This window comes from Nonomuraea rhodomycinica (assembly GCF_013363995.1).
In the GTDB taxonomy this organism is placed as follows: Bacteria; Actinomycetota; Actinomycetes; order Streptosporangiales; family Streptosporangiaceae; genus Nonomuraea; species Nonomuraea rhodomycinica.
In genome coordinates this window covers 83,512-102,994 of record NZ_JABWGO010000011.1, presented here as the reverse complement: position 1 = coordinate 102,994, position 19,483 = coordinate 83,512, and the positions used below count along the sequence as shown (strand labels likewise).

17 protein-coding genes are annotated in these 19,483 nt (G+C 73.2%); 13 read left to right on the top strand and 4 right to left on the bottom strand.

Annotated elements, in window-relative coordinates:
* Positions 1 to 76: 76 nt before the first annotated feature.
* On the top strand, positions 77 to 1,048 hold the full coding sequence (locus HT134_RS34300) for an alpha/beta hydrolase (RefSeq protein ID WP_175604640.1): 972 nt from the start codon (positions 77 to 79) through the stop codon (positions 1,046 to 1,048).
* 65 nt (positions 1,049 to 1,113) lie between these two features.
* Here the strand turns inward: HT134_RS34300 and HT134_RS34295 are convergent, their stop codons facing one another.
* Positions 1,114 to 1,653 (bottom strand): DUF3592 domain-containing protein, encoded by a 540-nt coding sequence (locus tag HT134_RS34295; protein WP_175604639.1) that lies wholly within the window; start codon positions 1,651 to 1,653, stop codon positions 1,114 to 1,116.
* Between the two features lie 140 nt (positions 1,654 to 1,793).
* Between HT134_RS34295 and HT134_RS34290 the strand changes: the two genes are divergently transcribed.
* Together HT134_RS34290 and HT134_RS34285 are read left to right on the top strand one after the other, a co-directional pair.
* Positions 1,794 to 2,963 (top strand): NAD(P)/FAD-dependent oxidoreductase, encoded by a 1,170-nt coding sequence (locus tag HT134_RS34290; protein WP_175604638.1) that lies wholly within the window; start codon positions 1,794 to 1,796, stop codon positions 2,961 to 2,963.
* Entirely contained in the window at positions 2,960 to 3,841 is an 882-nt protein-coding gene (locus HT134_RS34285) for an RNA polymerase sigma-70 factor (RefSeq protein ID WP_175604637.1), read from the top strand. The genes HT134_RS34290 and HT134_RS34285 overlap by 4 nt, the downstream gene beginning before the upstream one ends.
* Before the next feature lie 83 nt (positions 3,842 to 3,924).
* Here the strand turns inward: HT134_RS34285 and HT134_RS34280 are convergent, their stop codons facing one another.
* Both HT134_RS34280 and HT134_RS34275 read right to left on the bottom strand, forming a co-directional pair.
* Positions 3,925 to 4,461, bottom strand: coding sequence for a DUF3592 domain-containing protein (locus HT134_RS34280; protein WP_175604636.1), 537 nt, complete (start codon positions 4,459 to 4,461; stop codon positions 3,925 to 3,927).
* 72 nt (positions 4,462 to 4,533) lie between these two features.
* Positions 4,534 to 5,823, bottom strand: coding sequence for an alpha/beta hydrolase family protein (locus HT134_RS34275; RefSeq protein WP_175604635.1), 1,290 nt, complete (start codon positions 5,821 to 5,823; stop codon positions 4,534 to 4,536).
* Between the two features lie 113 nt (positions 5,824 to 5,936).
* On the opposite strand from HT134_RS34275, the gene HT134_RS34270 reads away from it, so the two are divergent.
* The 9 genes from HT134_RS34270 to HT134_RS34230 all read left to right on the top strand — a co-directional run bounded on the left by HT134_RS34270 (position 5,937) and on the right by HT134_RS34230 (position 15,399).
* A complete protein-coding gene (locus HT134_RS34270) occupies positions 5,937 to 6,554 on the top strand; it encodes a TetR/AcrR family transcriptional regulator (protein ID WP_175604634.1) in 618 nt (205 codons plus the stop codon).
* 458 nt (positions 6,555 to 7,012) lie between these two features.
* Positions 7,013 to 7,456, top strand: a complete 444-nt coding sequence (locus tag HT134_RS34265) for an SSI family serine proteinase inhibitor (RefSeq protein WP_175604633.1) — start codon at positions 7,013 to 7,015, stop codon at positions 7,454 to 7,456.
* A gap of 180 nt (positions 7,457 to 7,636) precedes the next feature.
* The gene (locus HT134_RS34260) at positions 7,637 to 8,092 is read left to right on the top strand and encodes a hypothetical protein (RefSeq protein WP_175604632.1); all 456 of its coding nucleotides are present in this window, start codon (positions 7,637 to 7,639) and stop codon (positions 8,090 to 8,092) included.
* 179 nt (positions 8,093 to 8,271) lie between these two features.
* Positions 8,272 to 8,664: a YybH family protein gene (locus HT134_RS34255; protein ID WP_175604631.1), complete on the top strand. Its 393-nt coding sequence runs from the start codon at positions 8,272 to 8,274 to the stop codon at positions 8,662 to 8,664.
* A 43-nt stretch (positions 8,665 to 8,707) separates the two neighbouring features.
* Complete coding sequence (locus HT134_RS34250) at positions 8,708 to 11,596, top strand: ATP-binding protein (protein WP_175604630.1); 2,889 nt, start codon at positions 8,708 to 8,710, stop codon at positions 11,594 to 11,596.
* A gap of 35 nt (positions 11,597 to 11,631) precedes the next feature.
* On the top strand, positions 11,632 to 12,831 hold the full coding sequence (locus tag HT134_RS34245) for an FAD-dependent monooxygenase (RefSeq protein WP_175604629.1): 1,200 nt from the start codon (positions 11,632 to 11,634) through the stop codon (positions 12,829 to 12,831).
* Positions 12,832 to 12,884: 53 nt separating this feature from the next.
* A complete protein-coding gene (locus tag HT134_RS34240) occupies positions 12,885 to 13,631 on the top strand; it encodes an SAM-dependent methyltransferase (protein WP_175604628.1) in 747 nt (248 codons plus the stop codon).
* 132 nt (positions 13,632 to 13,763) lie between these two features.
* Positions 13,764 to 14,324 (top strand): RNA polymerase sigma factor, encoded by a 561-nt coding sequence (locus tag HT134_RS34235; protein WP_175604627.1) that lies wholly within the window; start codon positions 13,764 to 13,766, stop codon positions 14,322 to 14,324.
* Complete coding sequence (locus HT134_RS34230; RefSeq protein ID WP_175604626.1) at positions 14,317 to 15,399, top strand: CU044_5270 family protein; 1,083 nt, start codon at positions 14,317 to 14,319, stop codon at positions 15,397 to 15,399. The genes HT134_RS34235 and HT134_RS34230 overlap by 8 nt, the downstream gene beginning before the upstream one ends.
* Positions 15,400 to 15,569: 170 nt before the next feature.
* Here HT134_RS34230 and HT134_RS34225 read toward each other — a convergent pair whose 3' ends face one another.
* On the bottom strand, positions 15,570 to 17,006 hold the full coding sequence (locus HT134_RS34225) for a DNRLRE domain-containing protein (RefSeq protein ID WP_175604625.1): 1,437 nt from the start codon (positions 17,004 to 17,006) through the stop codon (positions 15,570 to 15,572).
* A gap of 650 nt (positions 17,007 to 17,656) precedes the next feature.
* Between HT134_RS34225 and HT134_RS34220 the strand changes: the two genes are divergently transcribed.
* Positions 17,657 to 19,483 carry a serine hydrolase domain-containing protein gene (locus HT134_RS34220; RefSeq protein ID WP_312888658.1) on the top strand — a complete coding sequence of 609 codons (1,827 nt, stop codon included), beginning with the start codon at positions 17,657 to 17,659 and terminating at the stop codon, positions 19,481 to 19,483.

Sequence of the window (19,483 nt, the reverse complement as noted above, 5' to 3'; positions counted from 1 at the left end):
GCGGCGCCGCCGCGCCGCGCACCGCAGCGTGGACGGCTTGATGGACAATATGCGAACCGGGTGGTTCACTTGGCGCATGACATCAACCCACCCGCAGGCCGGGGCGCGAGAGTCCGGGGAGCGGGAAGAGGTCCGCTTCGCCAGCGGCGACACCGAGTGCGCCGCCTGGCACTATCCGGGCACCAACGGAGCCTGTGTGGTCATGGCCGGCGGCTTCGCGGTGCCCAAGGAGCCGGCCACCGACCTGTTCGCGAAGCGATTTCACGACGCCGGTTTCAGCGTTCTCGCCTTCGACTATCGCGGGGTGGGCAAGAGCGGCGGGCAACCGCGCCTGGTCCTCCCGGTCAAGAAGCAGCTGGCCGACTGGGAGGCCGCGATCGCGTTCGCCGCGGCCCTGCCCGAGGTGGATCCCGCCAGGATCGCGCTCTGGGCCTTCTCCATGTCCGGCGGTCACGTCATCCGCGTCGCGGCGCGTGGCCCGCGGGTCGCGGCGGTGATCGCCCAGACGCCGAACGTCGGCGGCCCGGCCGCCGTGCTCAGCGCGGCCGGCCACCAGAAGCCACTCGCGATGCTGCGCTTCACCGGCAGGGGCACAGCCGACGCCGTCGGCGCCCTCCTCGGCCGCCGGCCCCTGCTGGTGCCGCTCGCGGGCGAGCCGGGCACCGTCGCCATGCTCACCACCCCCGACGTCGGGGACGGGCCGCGCGCGCTCGACCCTGACGGCAGGCACCCGGAGTGGCGGCAGATGGTGGCGGCGCGCTCCGCGCTGCGCCTCCTGTTCTACCGGCCCGGCCGTGACACCTCCCGCGTACGGAGTCCGCTGCTCGTCCTCACCTGCGACGAGGACCGGACCGCGCCCCCTGGACCCGCCGTCGACGCGGCGCGGCGAGCACCGTACGCGGAGCTGGTCCGCATGCCCGGCAGGCACTACGCGCCCTTCATGGAGATGCACGAGCAGGCCCTCGACGTCGAGCTGTCCTTCCTCCGCCGGCACCTGCTCGGCCACGCGGGAGGGGGACCAGGCGCCGCCCCCGCCCCGCCGGCCTGACCGGGACGTCCGCCGCCGCGAGGGCGCACGGGTCATGGACGATCAGCGATGGCTCGCGGTGGAGATCACTTGCCGTCGAAGAGGCCGGGCGGGCATTCCATGGGTTCGACGGAGCCGTCGGGGTTCTGCATCTCGCACCGGGTCCCGGAACCGCGGTCACCGGCACCGGCACCGGCACCGCCGCCGGCGAGGGTGCCCGACACACCGGTGAAGAACGCCAGGCCGATGACGACCGCGATGAGCCCGACGACGATCCCGCCCGGGCCGCCCCCGGTGCTCCCCGCGGGCACGGCCCGGGTCGGGTCCTGCGGGTCGTAGAGCACGTCGGTGGCGTTGCCGACGCCGAGGTCGGAGGTGGTGCGCGCCTCGGTGCTGATCTCCCGCCCGTCCAGGGTCGTGAAGGTCAGGACCGGCCGGTGTCGGGCCCTCAGGTGCTCCCCCTGCCCCGCGAACGTGGTCCGGACGTCGCTGACCACGCCCGGCACCCGGTGCGCCCGCCGGGCGAACCGCCTGCCGTTCGCCATCCCCTTGATCGAGAACAGGATGACCAGCACTCCGAACGCCACGAACAGCAGCGGGAAGTAGGTGACCAGGTCCTCCAACACGGGCCTCCTCAGGCGGCTCGAACGGTAGAACGCTCGGGACGTGCCAAGGTTCCCGGATCCTCAGCGCCTCGTTCACCAGTGAAGTATGTGATCCATGTCACGCCGTGTCACTCCGCGGCGGGCGGCGGTGTCTTGAGGGCATGGACGCACACAGCACCCCTCACAGGATCGTGGTCATCGGCGGCGGCTACGCCGGAACGGTCGCGGCCAACCACCTGCGCCTGCGCACCGACGTCGACATCACCCTGGTCAACCCCCGCCCGCACTTCGTGGAGCGGATCCGGCTGCACCAGTTCGTGGCCGGCGACTACGACGCCGCGGTCGACTACGGCACGCTGCTCGGCGACGGCATCCGGCTGGTGGTCGGCGACGCCACCCGCATCGACACCGCCTCCCGCACGGTGGAGCTGGCGTCGGGCGACGCGCTCGACTACGACTACGTCATCTACGCGGTCGGCAGCACCGGCGGGGTCCCCTCCTCGGTGCCGGGCGCGGCCGAGTTCGCCTTCTCCGTCGCCGAGTACGAGTCCGCCCAGCGGCTGCGCGCCAGGCTGGCCGAGCTGCCGGCCGATGCCGCGATCACCGTGGTCGGCGGCGGGCTGACCGGCGTCGAGACCGCCGCGGAGCTCGCCGACCAGGGGCGCGCGATCACTCTGGTCTGCGGCGGAACCCTGGCTCCGGCGCTCACCCCGCCCGCCCGCCGGTCCGTCGCGACGTGGCTGTCCGAGCACGGCGTCACCGTGCTGGAGGGCAACGCGGTGGCCGAGGTCCGGCGGGACGCGGTCGTCCTGGCCGACGGAACGGCACGGCGCAGCGCGCTGACCATCTGGACGGCCGGTTTCGGCGTGCCGGGCCTGGCCGCGGCCAGCGGGCTGAGCGTCGACGCGCTCGGCCGGCTGCTCACCGACGAGACGCTGGTCAGCGTCGACGACGACCGCGTCGTCGGTACGGGCGACGCCGCCGCACCGTCGGGCCGGCCGCTGCGGATGAGCTGCCAGGCCGCGATGCCGCTCGGGGTGCAGGCCGCCGACGCCGTGCTGAGCCGCATCGCCGGAACGGCGCCGGCGGTGATCGACCAGGCGTTCAAGTCGACCTGCGTCAGCCTGGGCCGGCACGCCGCCACGATGCAGTACTCCCTCCCCGACGACACCCCCTTGGACACCTACATCGACGGCCCGGAGGCCGCGGAGCTCAAGGAGGAACTGTGCCGCAGGGCGGTGCTGGGCATCAGCATGGAGGCCCGCACCCCGGGCGCCGTCGTGTGGCAGAAGGCCGGGCCCCGGGCCGGGCGGATGGTGGCCCAGCCATGAGCACGAACGAGCATGCCGAGCGGTTCACCGCGCTGCGGCCGCTGCTGTTCACGATCGCCTACGAGATGCTCGGCTCGGCCACCGAGACCGACGACGTGCTGCAGGACAGCTATCTGCGCTGGGCGACGGTGGACCTGACGACGGTCCGCGACACCAAGTCGTACCTGGCGCGGCTGGTGACCCGCCAGGCGCTCAACGCCTTGCGGGCCGGCGCGCGCCGCCGCGAGGACTACGTCGGCGTGTGGCTGCCGGAGCCGCTGCTGCTCGACGAGGACGACGCGTCGGCGGACGTGGTGCTCGCCGAGTCGGTGTCGATGGCGATGCTGGTGGTCCTCGAAACGCTCAGCCCCGATGAGCGGGCGGTGTTCGTCCTGCGCGAGGTGTTCGGCTTCGACCACGACGAGATCGCCGAAGCGGTGGGCAAGTCGGTCGTGACCGTGCGCCAGGTGGCGCACCGCGCCCGTGAGCACGTGCGGGCGCGGCGCAAGCGCTTCGAGCCCGCCGGCTCGGTCAGGACCGCGCGGGTCACGGAGCGGTTCATGGCCGCGGTGAGCACCGGCGACATGGAGGGGCTGCTGTCGCTGCTCGCCCCGGACGTCACCTGGACCGCCGACAGCGGCGGCAAGGTGATCGCGGTGCGCCGGCCCGTGGTGGGCGCGGAGAAGGTGGCCGCGCTCGTGCTGAACATCTTCCGCCCGGACACCCGGATCGAGTGGGTCAACTGCAACAACACGCCCGCGCTCGTCGCCTACAGCGGCGACAAGCTGGAGGGCGCCTTCCTGACCGAGGTCGTCGAGGGGCGGATCACCCAGTTCTACGCCATCCGCAACCCGGACAAGCTCCTCGCACTGGCGGCGCCGCGCCGGATCAGCCGGTAGGCGCCGGACCGCTCACGGAGCCGCCGCCGCGCCGGACCCCTCACGGAGCCACCGCCGCGCCCGCCGCGTCACCGCCGTCGAGCTCACTCGCCGATCCCGGGTGGGCACTCCGTGGGCTCGACGGAGCCGTCGGCGTTCGTGAATTCGCACCGGGTCTCGTAGCTGCCGCTGAAGCCCCCGCCGAAGCCGCCGCCGAAGCCGCCGAAGGCGCCCGACACGGCGGCGAAGAACGCCAGGCCGATGACGACCGCGATGAGTCCGACGACGACTCCGCCGAGGCCGCCCCCGGTGCTCCCGGCGGGCACGGCCCTGGTCGGGTCGTCCGGGTCGTAGAGCACGTCGGTGGCCTGGCCGACGCCGAGGTCGGAGGTGGTCTGCGCCTCGGTGGTGATCTCCTGCCCGTCCAGGGTCGTGAAGGTCAGGACCGGCCGCCGCCTCGCCCTCAGGTGGTCGCCCTGCCCCGTGAACATGGTCTGGACGTCGCTGACCACGCCCGGCACCCGCTGCGCCCGCTGGGCGAACCGCCTGCCGTTCACGGCCCCCTTGATCGAGAACAGGATGATCAGTCCACCGAACGCCACGAACAACAGCGGGAAGTAGTTGACCAGGTCGTCCAACACGGGCCTCCTCAGGTCGGCTCGATCGTTAGAACGCTCCGCAGCCGCCAAGGTTCCCGCTTGCCGGCATCTCGTTCACCGACGCCCGCGACCCCCGCCCGGCTCCCCGGGAAGGCCGCCGGTCAGGACGCCGGTGAGCCAGTCGTAGACCAGCGAGGACGTCAGGGCGATGTTGCCGAGCCCGCAGTGGCCGTCGGCACCGTGTTCGGTCGCCAGGCGGTGGAACGCCTTGGCCGGGACGACGAGTCGCTCGTGGAAGCGGCGGGCCTGGCGGCGGGCGACGGCGTTCTCGCCGTCCGCGGACAGGGTCAGCGTGGGGCAGGTGATCTTGGACACGAGCCCGTCGAGGGTGAAGGACCGGGCGAGCCGGTGGAAGTCGGCGAAGGTCTGCGCCCCGGTGGTCCAGAGCATGTAGTTGTCCATGGTGGCGTGCAGGGCCCAGTCGGCGCTGCCGACCTGCTGGTAGAGGCCGTTCCAGAACTCGGCGGGGGCGTCGGCGGGCGGAGGGGCGGGCAGGGCCGTGGTGAGCGCGTCGAAGATGAGGGAGTGGAAGTCGACGATCGGCGCGTTGGCCACCAGGGCGGCGACCCGCCGGTCGTGGGCCGCGGCGCGGGGGGCGAGGTAGCCGCCGAAGCTCAGCCCGTACAGTGCCACCCCGTCGGCTCGCACGTCGGGCCGGGCGGTCACATAGTCCAGCACGGCTGCGAACGGCACCTCGGAGTCGGCCCGGAAGACCTGGCCGGGGTGGTGATGAAGCAGGCCGCGCTGGCCCGGGCCGTGGAACAGCACGACGTTGAGCCCACGCTCCAGCGCGTGCGGGACGCCGGCCAGGAAGTACAGCTCTTCGCCATGGCCGTCGCCGCCGCCGGAGATGACGACGGTGGGGCGCGGGGCGCCCGAGTCGTCGGGGGCGAAGAAGTAGCCGGGGAGGTCGACGCCGTCCTGGTAGGGGATGGCGATGCGTTCGGCGGGCGTGTCGAGCAGCGGCAGCGCGCGGTCGAAGTGGGAGACGCCTTCGTCGTAGAGGGCCGTGAACGCCTCGTCCTGGTGGCGATCGAAGAAGAACTCGGCGGCGCGCAGGTAGTTGTAGGCGCGGTGCAGGAACGTGCGCGCGGTGCGCGAGCGGCCGGCGGCCACCGCGTCGTCCGCCATGCGAGCCGCGATCCGGCCCTGCTCGCTCCAGGCCCGGACGAAGGCGTCACGCCCTCCTCCGTTCCGGGCGATCTTCCGCGCGACGTGCACGACCTCGCCGGCGGAGGCGGCCCCGAAGTCGGCGTAGGCGAGGGTGCGCAGGTAGGCGAAGTCCAGCAGCTCGCTGTCGGCGAATCCGAGCCGGTTGATCGTCATAATGGTGTCGGCGGCCATGGGTTCTCTCCCGAGTCGATCGGTCGTCACTGGCGCCAGCTTCCGGCCGCCGGTCGCATGCCCACCAGCAGCAGGTGTGCGCGGATGCCGCGGGGGGCGACACGGGAGGGTGAATGTCGCATCGGGACGGCGGGCTCCAGGGGGCGCGCACGCGCAGGCTCATCCGCGACGCCCTCATCGAGCTGGTGGAGGAGAGGGGTTTCGGCGACGTCACCGTGGGCTCCGTCGCCAAGCGCGCGCTCATCAACCGGGCGACGTTCTACCGCTATTACCAGGACAAGTACGCGCTGGTCGAGGAGATCTTCCAGGAGGTCATCTCCGAGCTGCCCGCCGAGCTGAGCCCTGCCGGCCGCATATCGGTGCAGGACCGGATCGTCGGCTGGGAGCTGCTGTTCGACCATGTGGATCGGCATCACCGGCTGTACGCGGCGCTGCTGGGCCGGCGCGGGGACCCGTGGTTCGCGGCGCGGTTGCGGGAGCGCTGCGTGGACCTGGCCAGGGACCGGCTCCGCAACGTCCACGGCGACATCGCCCCGCAGGCCGGCGGGGGCATGCCTGCGGGAGAGCTGGAGCTGGTGTTCGCGGCCAACCTGACCCTCGGCGCGATCACCTGGTGGCTGGAGCACGACCGTCCCCTGTCCGCGCGCCAGATGGCCGAGGCGGTCGTCCGCTTCGCCACCCGGGGCTACTTCGGCGCCCTGGGACTCGACGTGCTGCCGCCCGGCGCCTGATTCCCGTTCGGTTGGCGCTCGGCCCGTCTCGTCGTCGCGGCCGGGGAATGCGGGCCGCGATAAGGCCGCAATGTGAGCTTTGTCACTGAAAGAAAAGGGTCCTCCGCAAAACGACGCACAATCCGGACGTCAGTCCTCGGCGCCGGCGCGCGAAGATCACCTGTTCGACGAGCGGTGGAGCGAGACTCCCGCCCGCACTTCCATCGCCGTTTACGGTCACCTGCCGTACTTTATGAGACCGCGTTTTTCCTTGAATAATTGACGAGTCACGCACAGTGCGTCTGCGGCGGCTTGCCCGCGCAGTTGTCATCGTCCTAACATCTCGTGGCGCAGGGATTCAGGAGCGCCTACCGGCATCCGGTCCCCGCGTTTTTCCTCCGCATGACGGGGCGCGCACCAATAGCGCCCCGTCACGCCGAACCCCGCAGATCGCGGCAGAGATACAAGGAGGTATCACCATGCGATCGCAGCGAATCTTCCACCGTCGCAGGGCATGGCTCGCCACGGCGGCCCTGGCCGGAACGGTGCCGCTGGCCGCCGTCGCCCCGGCCGCGGCGACCGCCTCGACCGGCTCGGCCGCGCCCGACCCCGTCGGCGTCTACGTTCTCCGCGTCACCCCCGTGACCAGCGGCGATCCCGCGCCCGTCGCGGCCGGCACCCTGCTGTGCGGCCCGGACGGAGGCGCCCACGCCAACCCGACGCCGGCCTGCGACCAGCTCCGTCGCGCCAACGGCATGGTCGAGCGCATCCCCGAGGACCCCGGCATGTGCACCAGGGAATACGCCCCCGTCCGCGTGACCGCGACCGGCGTCTGGAACAGGCAGTACCGCGAATTCGCCCGGACGTATCCGAACCTCTGCACGGCGGTGCGTGCCACCGGAGGCGTCCTCTTCGTCTCCTGACCCCGGCCTTTCGTACGTAACGGGGCATCCCGATCCTCATTCTCACATGGCCGTCACGTGAACGGCAGATTAGCGCCCGGCTGCGAGAATAAGTCCTCCCGGGATGCCCCGGGACAATGCTGCCCGCCATCCGCCGCGGAGACCCGAAAACGTCTCCCGAGCAAGGAGAAGGATATTTCCATGGTCAAGCACCTGACCGTCGCGGCCATTTTCGCGGCCATCACGGTCCTGCCGGCCACGACCGCGCAGGCCGAAACGCAGGCACGGCCCAAGGCCCGTCATTCGCAGGAAATGATTGGCTATGAAAAGTCGGGCGGGTTCGCCGGAATTCAGCGGAGCATTTCGATCGGCCGGGACGGCACGGCGCGGGCCGCCTCCGCCGCGGTCACCGCCGAATTCCGGCTCACCGCCGACGAGCTCAACCTGCTGCGGCGCAGGCTCGGCGCCATCTCCACGTGGAGGTCCTCCACCGAGGGCTGCGACGTCGCGGACCACTTCACCTACGCCCTGCGCTACCGCGGGCACCACGCCGTCCGCTGCCACACGCTGCCCCGCGACTGGGAGCCCGCCGTCGCGCAGCTCGACCAGATCATCGACCGCCACCTGGCGATGAGCAGCCCCACGTCGCACGACTGACCCACCGCGCCGCCGGTGGCCGGACGGCCACGGTCGGGACGGCCTGGGCGAGACCGGCCGGAGGGGTGCCGGAGCTCGCCGATCGGGGGGCCGTCCCGGCCGTTCATCCCTTGACCTTGACGCTGGCGACAAGGTCTACGCTCGGGGCGCCGGACACCACCCGAGGAACGGAAAGCCCCATGAGCGCAGAGCGTCAGTCCCTGCTCGACCACGACCGGCGCTTCTTCGAGGCGCTGACCGCCGCGGACGCCAAGGCCCTGGCGGGCCTCCTCACGGACGACTTCGTCCTGGTGAGCGTGGACGACGGTGCCGTCGTGGACCGCGACGTCCTCATCGACGCCGTCGCCTCCGGCGCCGTACGGTTCCCGGCGATCGAGGCGTTCCCGGAGGAGGCCGTCGTCCGCCGCGTGGGGGAGGTCGGGATCGTCGTGGGGCGTACCGGCATGAACTTCACCCAGCCCGACGGGACGGCCTTCAGCGCCGGCAGCCGCTACACCCACGTCTACGTGGCCGACTCCCCCGGCACGTGGCGCCTCACCTCCGCCCAGGGCACCACCATCAAGCCCACCTGAGGCATTCCCGCCGCGCAGGGCGCGGCCCGGCATAATCACCCGCATGCGGTTCGGAATCCTCGGTCAGACGCGGGCGTGGCACGACGACGCCACCGAGGTTTCCCTGGGCGGCCCGGCGCGGCGGGCGCTGCTGGCCCTGCTGCTGGTCCGTCCCGGCGAGGCGGTCGCCGCCGAGCGGCTCGCCGACGAGATCGACCCGAACGGCGGCACGTCGGCCCACGCGCTGCACTCCCAGGTGTCCAGGCTGCGCTCCGCCCTGGGCGACGGCGCGGCGATCGAACGGACCGCGACGGGCTACCGGATCGTGGTCCGGGACGACGACGACGTGGACGCCTGCCGGTTCGAGCGGCTGGCCGCGGAGGGCCGGTCGGCGCTGCGCGAGGGCGACCCCGGCCGCGCGGTCACGCTGCTGCGCGAGGCGCTGGAGCTGTGGCGGGGGCCGGCTCTGGCCGACCTCGCCGAGAGCCCGACCGCCCGGGCCGCCGCCGCGCGGCTGGAGGAGCGGCGGCTCGGGGCGACCGAGGACCGGATCGAGGGCGAGCTGCGCCTGGGCGGACACCGGTCGGTCGTGCCGGAGCTGCGCGAGCTGGTCGGCCGCCATCCGCTGCGGGAACGGCTGGCGGCGCTGCTCATGCGGGCGCTGTTCGCCGGGGACGGGCGGGCGGCGGCGCTGGAGGTGTTCGAGGAGACCCGGCGGCGCCTGGCCGAGGAGCTGGGCGCCGACCCCTCGGCCGAGCTGGCCGAGCTGCACCGGGAGGCGCTGAGCGCGCCGCCGCCCGCCACGCCCGCCGCGCCGCCCGCCCAGCTCACGAGCTTCGTCGGCCGGGCCGCGGAGGTGAGCGAGGTCGCCGGGCTGCTGCGCGTGGCCCGGCTGGTCACACTGATCGGCCCCGGCGGCGTCGGCAAGACCCGCCTGTCCGTCGAGGTCGCCGCGGTCGCGGACGACACCGTGTGCTTCGTGGAGCTGGCCGCGCTGCGCGACGGCGCCGACCTGCCGCGGGCGGTGCTGGGCGCGCTCGGCCTGCGCGAGAACGGGCTGGTCGTCGCGGCCGACGGGCAGGGGCCGGTCGAGCGTCTCGTCTCGGCGCTGTCGGACCGGGTGCTGCTGCTCGTCCTGGACAACTGCGAGCACGTCGTCGAGGAGGCCGCCGCGCTGGCGGCCCGGCTGCTGGCGACCTGTCCCCGGCTGCGGGTGCTGGCCACGAGCCGCGAGCCGCTCGGCGTCATCGGCGAGAACCTCCGGCAGGTGCGCGGCCTCGACGGTGACGCGGCCGTGCGGCTGTTCACCGACCGCGCCATGGCCGTGCGGCGCGGGTTCACCGCCGATCCCCAGGTGGTACGGCGGATCTGCGCGGCGCTCGACGACCTGCCGCTGGCCATCGAGCTGGCGGCGGCGCGGCTGCGCACCCTGGACGTCGAGGAGCTCGCGGGACGGCTGGACGACCGGCTCGGCGTGGGGGCGCGCGGCAGCCGCACGGCCGACGAGCGGCACCGGACGCTGCGCTCGGTGGTCGCCTGGAGCTGGGAGCTGCTGTCGGAGCCGGAACGGCGGGCCGCGCGGCGCTTCGCGGTGTTCGCCGGCGGCGCGACGGCGGAGTCGGCGCTGCGGGCGTGCGGGGCCGACGGTGAGACGCTGGAGTCGCTGGCCGACAAGTCGCTCGTGGAGGTGGTGGGCGGGCGTTTCCGGATGCTGGCCACGATCCGCGCGTACGCCGCCGAACGGCTCGCCGAGGCGGGCGAGGACGAGGCCGTGCGCCGGGCCCACGCCCGGCGCCTGCTCGACCTGATGCGGACCGCCGACCCCCACCTGCGGCGGGCCGGGCAACTGGAGTGGCTGCCGAGGCTGGCCGCCGAGCACGCCGACCTGCTGGCCGCGCTGCGCTGGAGCGTCGAGGCCGGTGAGACGCGGACGGCTCTGGACCTGCTCGCCTCCGCCTCGACGTACCTGTGGCTGACCGGCACGTCCGCGGCCGTCGCGCCGCAGGCGGTCGCGCTGCTCGCCGCCATGGCCGCGCCGGCGGAGGAGGTCCCCGGTGAGGAGTACGCGACGTGCGTGCTGCTGGCGGCGTCCGGGGTCGACGGGCGGCCGGTGTGGCGGCGGCATCGCGCGGCGGCCGAGAAGGCGCTGGCCGCCGCGTGGCCGGGCGACCGGGCGGGCCGCCACCCGGCCACCCTGCTGCTGTGGATGATGCGCAGCGCCGTCGAGACCGATCCGGGCGGCGCGTACGCGCTGGTCTGGTCGCAGCGCGACTGTCCCGACCCGTGGGCGAGGGCGGCCGCCCGGTACGTGCACGGCTTCGGGCTGCTCGGCGAGGGCGACACCGCGGGCGCCGAGCAGGCGTTCCGCGCGGCGGCCGAGGCGTTCCGCGCGTTCGGCGACCGATGGGGCACGGCGCTGGCCCTGGACTCGGTCGCCGGCCTGGCCCGCGCGGCCGGCGACCGGGCGAAGGCCGTCGCGCTGACCGACGAGGCGCTGGCCCTCACCGAGGAGCTCGGCGCGCTGGAGGACAGCGCCGACCTGCTGGTCAACCGGGGCGACCACCTGGCCGGGGACGACCTGGCGGCGGCGCGCGCCGACTACGAGCGGGCCGCCCGGCTCGCGCACCGCGCCGGTGGCTCCACCTATCTCGCGGCGGCCCTGCGCGGGCTGGGCGACGTGGCCTTGGCCGAGCACGACCTCGCCGAGGCCGAGCGGCTGTACCAGGAGGCGCTGGAACGGCTCGACCCGCACTGGATCAAGAGCGTCGGCCACCGGGTGCGCGCGCTGGCCGGGCTGGGCCAGGTCGCCGAGGCGCGCGGCGACCGGACCGGAGCCGAGGCGCGCTACCGTGAGGCGGCGACGTCGGCGGCCAGGGTCGCGCCCGCCACCCTCGAGACGCTGCGCATGATGGGCCTGCCCGAATCGGTGGTGCGGGCGGTGAGCCGGCGGTGAGCCCGCGGTGAGCGCCCCGGTGGAGGCTCGGTGTCATGACCAACCGCACCGTCCTCATCTCCGGCTCCTCCATCGCCGGCCCCGCGCTCGCCTACTGGCTCCACCGTCACGGCTTCGTCCCGACCATCGTGGAGCGCGCCCCCGCCCTCCGTGACGGCGGCTACGCCGTCGACTTCCGCGGCGAGGCCCATCTGACCGTGCTGCGCCGCATGGGCGTCCTCGACGCCGTCGAACGCGCCAGGACCGGCATGGGCTCCATGTCGTACGTCGACGCGGCCGGCAGGCAGCAGGCCAGGATGCCCGCCGACCTGTTCGCGGGCGACGTCGAGATCCTGCGCGGCGACCTGGGGCGCATCCTCCACGACGCGACCGAGGACTTCACCGAGTACGTCTTCGGCGACTCCATCACCTCGCTCGACGAGGACGCCGACGGCGTGAACGTCACCTTCGAGCGCGGTGCTCCGCGCCGGTTCGACCTGGTGGTGGGCGCCGACGGTCTGCACTCCACCACCCGCCGCCTGACGTTCGGCCCGGAGGAGCAGTTCGTGAAGCACCTCGGACTGTACTGCGCGATCTTCACCACCACGAACTACCTCGGACTTGACCACACCGGACACGCCTACCGCACGGCGGGCCGGCTCGTCGCCCTGTACAGCGCGCGCCACAACGCGGAGGCCAAAGCCGTCTTCTACTTCGCCTCGCCGCTCATGGACCTCGACCGCCGCGACGTCGCGCGGCAGCAGGAGATCCTCGCCGAGCAGTTCACCGGCAACGGCTGGCAGAGCGAGCGGCTGCTGCGCGAGATGCGGCGCGCGCCGGACTTCTACTTCGACTCGGTCGGCCAGGTCCGCATGGACACCTGGACGCGCGGCCGGGTGGCGCTGGTGGGCGACGCCGCCTACTGCCCCTCGTCGCTGTCCGGCATGGGCTCGGGCCTGGCGTTGATCGGCGCGTACGTGCTGGCGGGCGAGCTGGCGGCCGCGGGAGGCGACCACCGCGTCGCGTTCGCCCGCTACGAGCGGGAGCTGCGCGCGTACGCGACGGGCTGTCAGAAGATGGGCGACGGCGTCGCCAAGCTCATGGTGCCGGGCAGCCGCGTGCTGGCCTCGGTCCTCAACCGCTACTACAAGCTGATGCCGTACCTGCCGGGCAAGAACATGGCCGCCACCATGGCCCGCAAGGCCGCCGAGAACATCACCCTCCGCGACTACGAGAGCCTGCGCCGGCCCGCGTGACCCGGCGGGAATTGCGTGGCGGACCCGGAGCCGTCTCCGGCATAGTGCCGACAATGCACCGACAGCTCATCAGCCATCTCGCCCACGCCGACCACCCGATCGCCGCGCCCGTCAGCGAGGCGAATCTCGATCGCCTGCTCACCCGCGCCAAGCTTCCCGCCGGCGCCCGCATCCTCGACCTGGGCTGCGGTGAGGGGGCGTGGCTCCTGAGGGCCCTGGAGCTCTACCCGGACGCGACGGCGGACGGCGTGGACATCGGGGAGGAGGCGCTGGCGGCGGCCGCCGAGAGCGCCGGCCGCCTGGGGCTGTCGGACCGGCTCCGGCTGCACCAGGTCCCGGCCGACGCCTTCGAGGCCGCGCGGCCGTACGACCTGGTGCTGTGCGTGGGCGCCACCCACGCCTTCGGCCTGCTCGCCGAGACCCTCGACGCCGTGCGCCGCCACCTGCGTCCCGGCGGGCTCGCGCTGATCGGGGAGGGGTTCTGGGAGCGTCCCCCGTCCAAGGAGCTGCTCGACCTGCTCGGCTCGGACCCGGACGACTACGCCGATCTGGCCGGCACCGTGGCCCGCGCGCGCGACGCCGGCTACGCCACGGTCCACGCCCACACCAGCACGCGCGAGGAGTGGGACGACTACGAGTGGTCCTGGACCGGCACGCTCACCCGCTGGGCCCTCGACCACCCCGGCCCGGACGGGGACGAGGCCCTGGCCGCCGCCGACCAGCACCGCGCCCTGTGGCTCGACGGCTACCGCGACGTGCTCGGCTTCGTCACCCTCCTGCTCCGGCCGGTCGACCGGTAGCCCGACCGGCCCCGCCGGAGAGGGGCGTGAAGAGGACGGGCGGGTTCGGGCAATCAGCGCTGATCACTTCTTCGGAAAGGCGCCGCATGCATGAGCTCGTCCCCTGCCCGTGTCCTACGCATGAATGAGGCGATGACCGACGCGTCGATCATCGAACGGTCGTTGCGCGAGGCCGACTGGTTCTCGATGATCTTCGATCGGTACTTCCCGGTCATCCACCGCTACGTGGCGGCCCGGCTCGGGCCGAGCGCGGCCGACGACGTGGCCGCCGAGACGTTTCTCGCCGCCTTCGACCAGCGGCACCGCTACGACCTGGCCTTCGACGACGCGCGGGCCTGGCTGTACGGGATCGCCACGAACCTGATCGGCCGGCACCGCCGCGGCGAGATCCGCCTGTACCGCGCCCTCAGCCGCACCGCCGCCCCGGACGACGTCGCGGGCCACGCCGACCGGGTGGCGGAGCGGGTCTCCGCCGAACGGCTGAGCCCCGAGCTGGCGCGCGGGCTGGCGGCCCTGTCCAAGGGCGACCGCGACGCGCTGCTGCTCGTCGCCTGCGCCCAGCTCAGCTACGCGGAGGTGGCACGCGCCCTGAACATCCCGATCGGCACGGTCGGTTCCCGGATCAACCGGGCCAGGCGCCGGCTCCGCACGACATTGGGTCCCACGGCACGGGAGGTAATCGACCATGGATGAGCTGCGGCAGCTGCGCGACCGTCATGACGCGATGCCGGATCCGGCCGCGGAGGTCGTCTCGGAGGCGCGTTCCCGGCTGGCGGCCCACATGCGCGCGTCGCGGACCCGCGGGCCGGCCCGGTTCGCGGCCGTCCGCCGCGCCCGGCCGGTGTGGGGGCTGGGCCTCGCCGGCGCGGCAACCGCCGTCGTCCTGGTGGCGACCACGGTGAACGGCACGGAGCCGGACGGCGGCCGGGCCGGCGTGGTGAGCGCGGCCCCCCGCACGGGCGCGACCCCGACCGGCGCCCCGTCCCCCACGACCCTGCGGCTGCGTCCCGTCGCCGACGCGCGGGACCTGGCAGGCAACGCGGCGGCACAGGCCGCGGCGGAGCCGGACGTCGAGCCCCGGCCGGGCCAGTGGGCGTACCTGAAGAGCCTCTCCGCCCGGACGCAGGTGGACGGCGGCCCCGGGCTGTTCGGCACGCCGAAGGTGCGGACGACCCGGGAGAGCTGGCGGCGGCTGGACGAGAAGGGCTTCGCCTTCCTGGAGCACGGCCGGCTGAAGGTGCTGAAGGAGTCGGAGTACGAGGTGACGTACCCGTACCTGCTCTCGCTGCCCGATGACCCGGGCGCGCTGCTGGAGCGTGTGTACGAGCAGATCGACACCGAGGAGGCCGCCAGGCGGCAGGACGGCCCGGCGGAGGGCGGCCACCGGTTCACGCCCGCCCCGCTCACCCGCGACGAGCGGCACATGTACGCGTTCCAGTACATCGCCCAGGGCATGCGCGACGCCGTGCTGCCCGCCAGGATCCGCGCCGCGATGTACGGCGCCCTGGCCAGGATCCCCGGCGTCCGGTACGAGAAGGGCGCGTCCGACCTGGCCGGGCGGCCCGGGGTGACCCTCTACCGGGTCGGCTCCGGTTACCTGCGCGACGAGATCTTCATCGACCCGGAGACGTACGCGTACCTCGGCTACCGGACCGTCGTGGTGCGCGACCACGAGGACCACGGCAGCACGGTGCGCAAGGGCCAGATTCTCGGCTGGGACGCGCAGCTCAAGGGCGCGATCGTCGACAAGGCGGGCGCGCGCCCATGAGGGCCGGCCCCCTCACGCGCGCGCGTGAGGGGGCCGGGTCGCGCACCGTCGCCGGGGCGCTCCGCCGCGGAAGGGGTGGGTCGGCGGCTTCGCGCTGTGTGGTCGGCAGCAAGGTGCGCTGCGGGGGAAGGTCAGCGGCGCGGTGCGCCGATGGGCCGATGGGGGAACGGTCAGCGGCGGGTGTAGATGATCGCGAGGGTCGGGGGCTTGACGCCCTTGTCCTGGTTCTCCGAGGCCGCGAAGGCCCGCCAGTTCGTGGCCTCCTTCTCGTCGGCGCCGCGGAGCTGGATGCCGTAGTCGGGGGCGCCCGCGGCCCACGCCTTGGCGATGTTCGTCACGGGCCAGGACAGGAAGCCGGCGCCCATGGCGCACGGCGCGGTCCAGGTGCGGCCGCGGCCGACGCGGGTCGTGGAGGCGCCCTCGCTGGTCGTCGTGGGCTTGTTGTCCCAGTTCAGGTCGTGCTCGTCCCAGGGGCTGGTGACCCGCTCGGCGGTGAGGCCGGAGCCGACGGCGACGCCGCAGGCGTTGGTCTCCAGGTTCCACATGCCGAGGGTGGCCAGGATGACCCGCTTGCCCTTGATCTTGGAGGTGTTGAACTTGACGTAGCTGCGCATGACGTCGCCGCCCTGGCCGTTCTCCCACGGCATGGTGCCCGCGATGATCATCGGGTCGCCGGGGTGGGAGGCCCAGGTGCTGGCCACGTCCGCGTCGGTCTCGACCTGCGGGAGCGTGATCGACGGGAAGACCGTGACCGGGTACTGCCGCTTGGGGTCGGCCAGGAAGCCCGCGTCGGGCTTGAGCACGAGCACCTTGACGCCGTTCTGGGTCTCGACCGTGGAGTCGATCTCCTTGATCGCGTCGCCGCGCGGCTTGCCGTGCCCGCTGGCGTCCCACATGACCGGACGCGCGCCGGAGGCGACGACCTTGCCGTCACCGGCCGTGCTCGTCAGCAGGAGCCGGCCGTTCGCGTCCTCGGTGAGGTCCACGCCCTCGGTCTGCACGGGGATGCGCAGCTCCAGGGGGCCGGTCGGCTTCTCGCGCAGCACCACGTCGTGGCGGAAGCCCGTGGGCAGCACGGTGACGACGAGGTCAGCGCCGGGGCCGGCGGCGTCGGCGAAGGTCGCGACGTTGCCGTTGACGGACGGCTTGGGCAGCGCGGTCGGCCACTTCACGGCGAACGTCCGGCCGGCGTCGTCCACGATCTTGGCGAGCGGCGCGTCGCCGCCGGCGGAGACCTCGACGTTGGCCCGGGAGACGCGCGGCTTGAACACCGCGCCGTCCTGGACGAGCGAGGTGTCGACGGGCAGCCACTGGTCGCCCCGCTTGATCTGGGCGACGCCGGAGCTGACGGTCTCGGTGAAGGTGCCGTCGGGGTTGGCGACGGTGGTGCTGTTCTCGTTGGTGAGAGCCGGCACGGCCACGGCCTGGCCGGTCTTGGCCGCCTGCTGGGAGGCGGTGTCCATGGCCGTCTCGGCGGCCTCGGCGCTCTGCGTCGTGTCGGAGGGCGGCGTCGGCGTGGCGGCGGCGGCCTCGAACGTGGTGGTGCCGGTGAGTACGGTCGCGGTGAGCAGACCGAGAGCGAGCTTCCCCGTAAGCGAAATACGCAATTCTCATCCTCAGTGGTACAGATGACGAATGGTGACGACTTGTCCAGCTTTTTCGATTTAAGATTTGATAAATCGGCGTAAGTCTGGACAGGCGGCATCAGAGGGCGACGCCTGGTCAGGCGCGTCCCCTGGCCCTGATGACCCCGTGCTGCCGGCGCGCGGCGCCGGCGTACCCCGTGTGCTAGGCGACCCCGCGTACGCGTGAGTACATGATTCCCCGTTCTGCGAATGTGAGCATGATCGCGCTCGGATCACATGAATATCACGCGACATATCCGGACAGGCCGAAAATGCACGACTATGACCTATCTCACAGAACAATGCGTCATCGAGTAAAACACTCGGTCACCTCCGAAAGGCGACCTGGCACCCGGCCGTGCCCGCGCCTGAGCCGGTCGTGTGCGGCCCGGCGCGTGCATGCGGCCGGGACCCGGGAGCCGTGGACGAGGACGGGACCGGGGCAGCGGGCCTGGACGACAACGACGCGCGCGCCGGGGACTGCGGGCCTGGACGACGACGCGCGCCGGCGGACTGCGGGCCACGTCAAGGGCTGACTTTCGTCAGGGGTGCCGCTGGACGGATGGCCGATGTCGCGGCCCGTCCCGATCTCTAGGTTCTCCGGAGTACGACCCTCGAACGGAGCGCCACCAGTGAAGATCCTTCCCCTCGCCCTCGCCGTGCTGACGGCCCTGGCCGTACCGTCCGCCCCTGCGGCGGCGTCGATCGCGCCGACGACGACGCGGACGACGGCCGCCCCGGAGCTCTCCCCCGCCGCCATCGACGCTTACGTCAACCGCGCCCTGGACGCCACGGACCTGCCCGGCCTGTCCGTCGTCGTGACCCACGGCGACCGGGTCGTCCACGCCGCCGGCTACGGCCACGACTCCGAGGGCAGGCCGGTCACCGCCGCCACGCCCATGCGGGTGGCCTCCGTGACCAAGTCGTTCACCGCCATGGCCGTGATGATCCTCGTGGAGGAGGGCAAGCTCACCCTCGACGAACCCGTGGTCGAGCAACTGTCGGAACTGCGCATGGCCGACCCACGCGCCCGGTCGATCACCGTACGGCACCTGCTGAACCAGACGTCCGGCCTGTCCGACACCACGACCGACATCCGCGACCTGGACACGGCCGGCTCGCTCAAGGAGTACGCCGCCAAGCTCGGCGACGCCACGCTGCGCGCCGCGCCCGGCACCCGCTGGGAGTACTGCAACGTCAACTACAACCTGGCGGCCCGGCTGGTGGAGGTGGCCAGTGGCCGCGCGTTCGGCGACTTCATGAGGGAGCGGGTCTTCGGGCCGCTCGGCATGCGCTCCAGCGCCGTCAGCGACCGGGAGGTCCGGCCGGCCGACGGGTACAACTCGGTGTACGGCCTCTGGCTGCCGCGCCCCGAACTGCCCGCCTTCCTGGACGGCAGCGGCAGCGGCGGCGTCATCACCACGGCCGCCGACATGGGCCGCTGGCTGATCGCCCAGAACGGCCGGGGCCGCCGTCTCGTCGGCCCGGCGAGCCTGGCCGCCATGCACGCCCCGAGCACGGTGCGCGACTACGGCATGGGCTGGGGCATCGACGACGGGACCAGGCGGCTCACCCACTCCGGCAACCTGTTCACCTACACCGCCGTCGAGACGATCGTCCCCGAAACGGGGTACGGCTTCGCGGTCATGGCGAACAGCGCCGCCCTGGCGGACGCCACGTTCACCATCGCCGGCGGGCTCGCCGACCTGAGCGAGGGCACCGCGCCGGAGGTTCCGGGGGGCGACAGGCAGCAGTTCGAGCTGGTGCTGGGGATCATCGCCCTGGCGGCGGCCGGGCTCGGGGCCTTGGGGGCGGCCCGCTCGCGCCGCTGGGCGGCCCGCCGTCTCGCCACGATGACGTCGAAGAGGCCCGAGACTGCCAAGGGGCCGCTGGGGTCCGCAGGGGTGCCGGTGGGGTCTGCGGGGGAACCGGCGGGGTCCGCGGGCGTACCGGCGGGATCTGCGCGGGGATCTGCGGGCGTACCGGCGGGATCTGCACGGGGATCGACGGGATCTGCACAGAGGCCGGCGGGGTCTGCACAGGGGCCGGCGGGGTCTGCAGCAGCGGGGTCTGCAGGAGGGCCGGCGAGGTCTGCAGCGGCGGAGTCTGCAGGAGGGCCGGCGAGGTCTCTGGGGTCGGGCACGTGGCGGGTCGGGCTGCGGCTGGTGCCGGTGCTCCTGCCCTCGGCGCTGCTGGCGGCGTATCCGGACCTGGTCTCCTTCCTGACGAACGGCCGGACGGTCACGTGGGCGCAGCTCACGTACTTCCCGGCGCCGCTGACGATCACCTTGGTCGTGGCGGCCGTGGCGGGCCTCACGACGGCCGCCTTCCGCCTCGCCCGACTCCGCGCACTGTCCGGCCTCGTCGGACACAGCGCGCCATCCGCCCTCTTCCGGCATCGCGCACGGTCCCGCGCGCGGCACACCACGACGCCCTCCCCCACGACGAGGATCCGATAG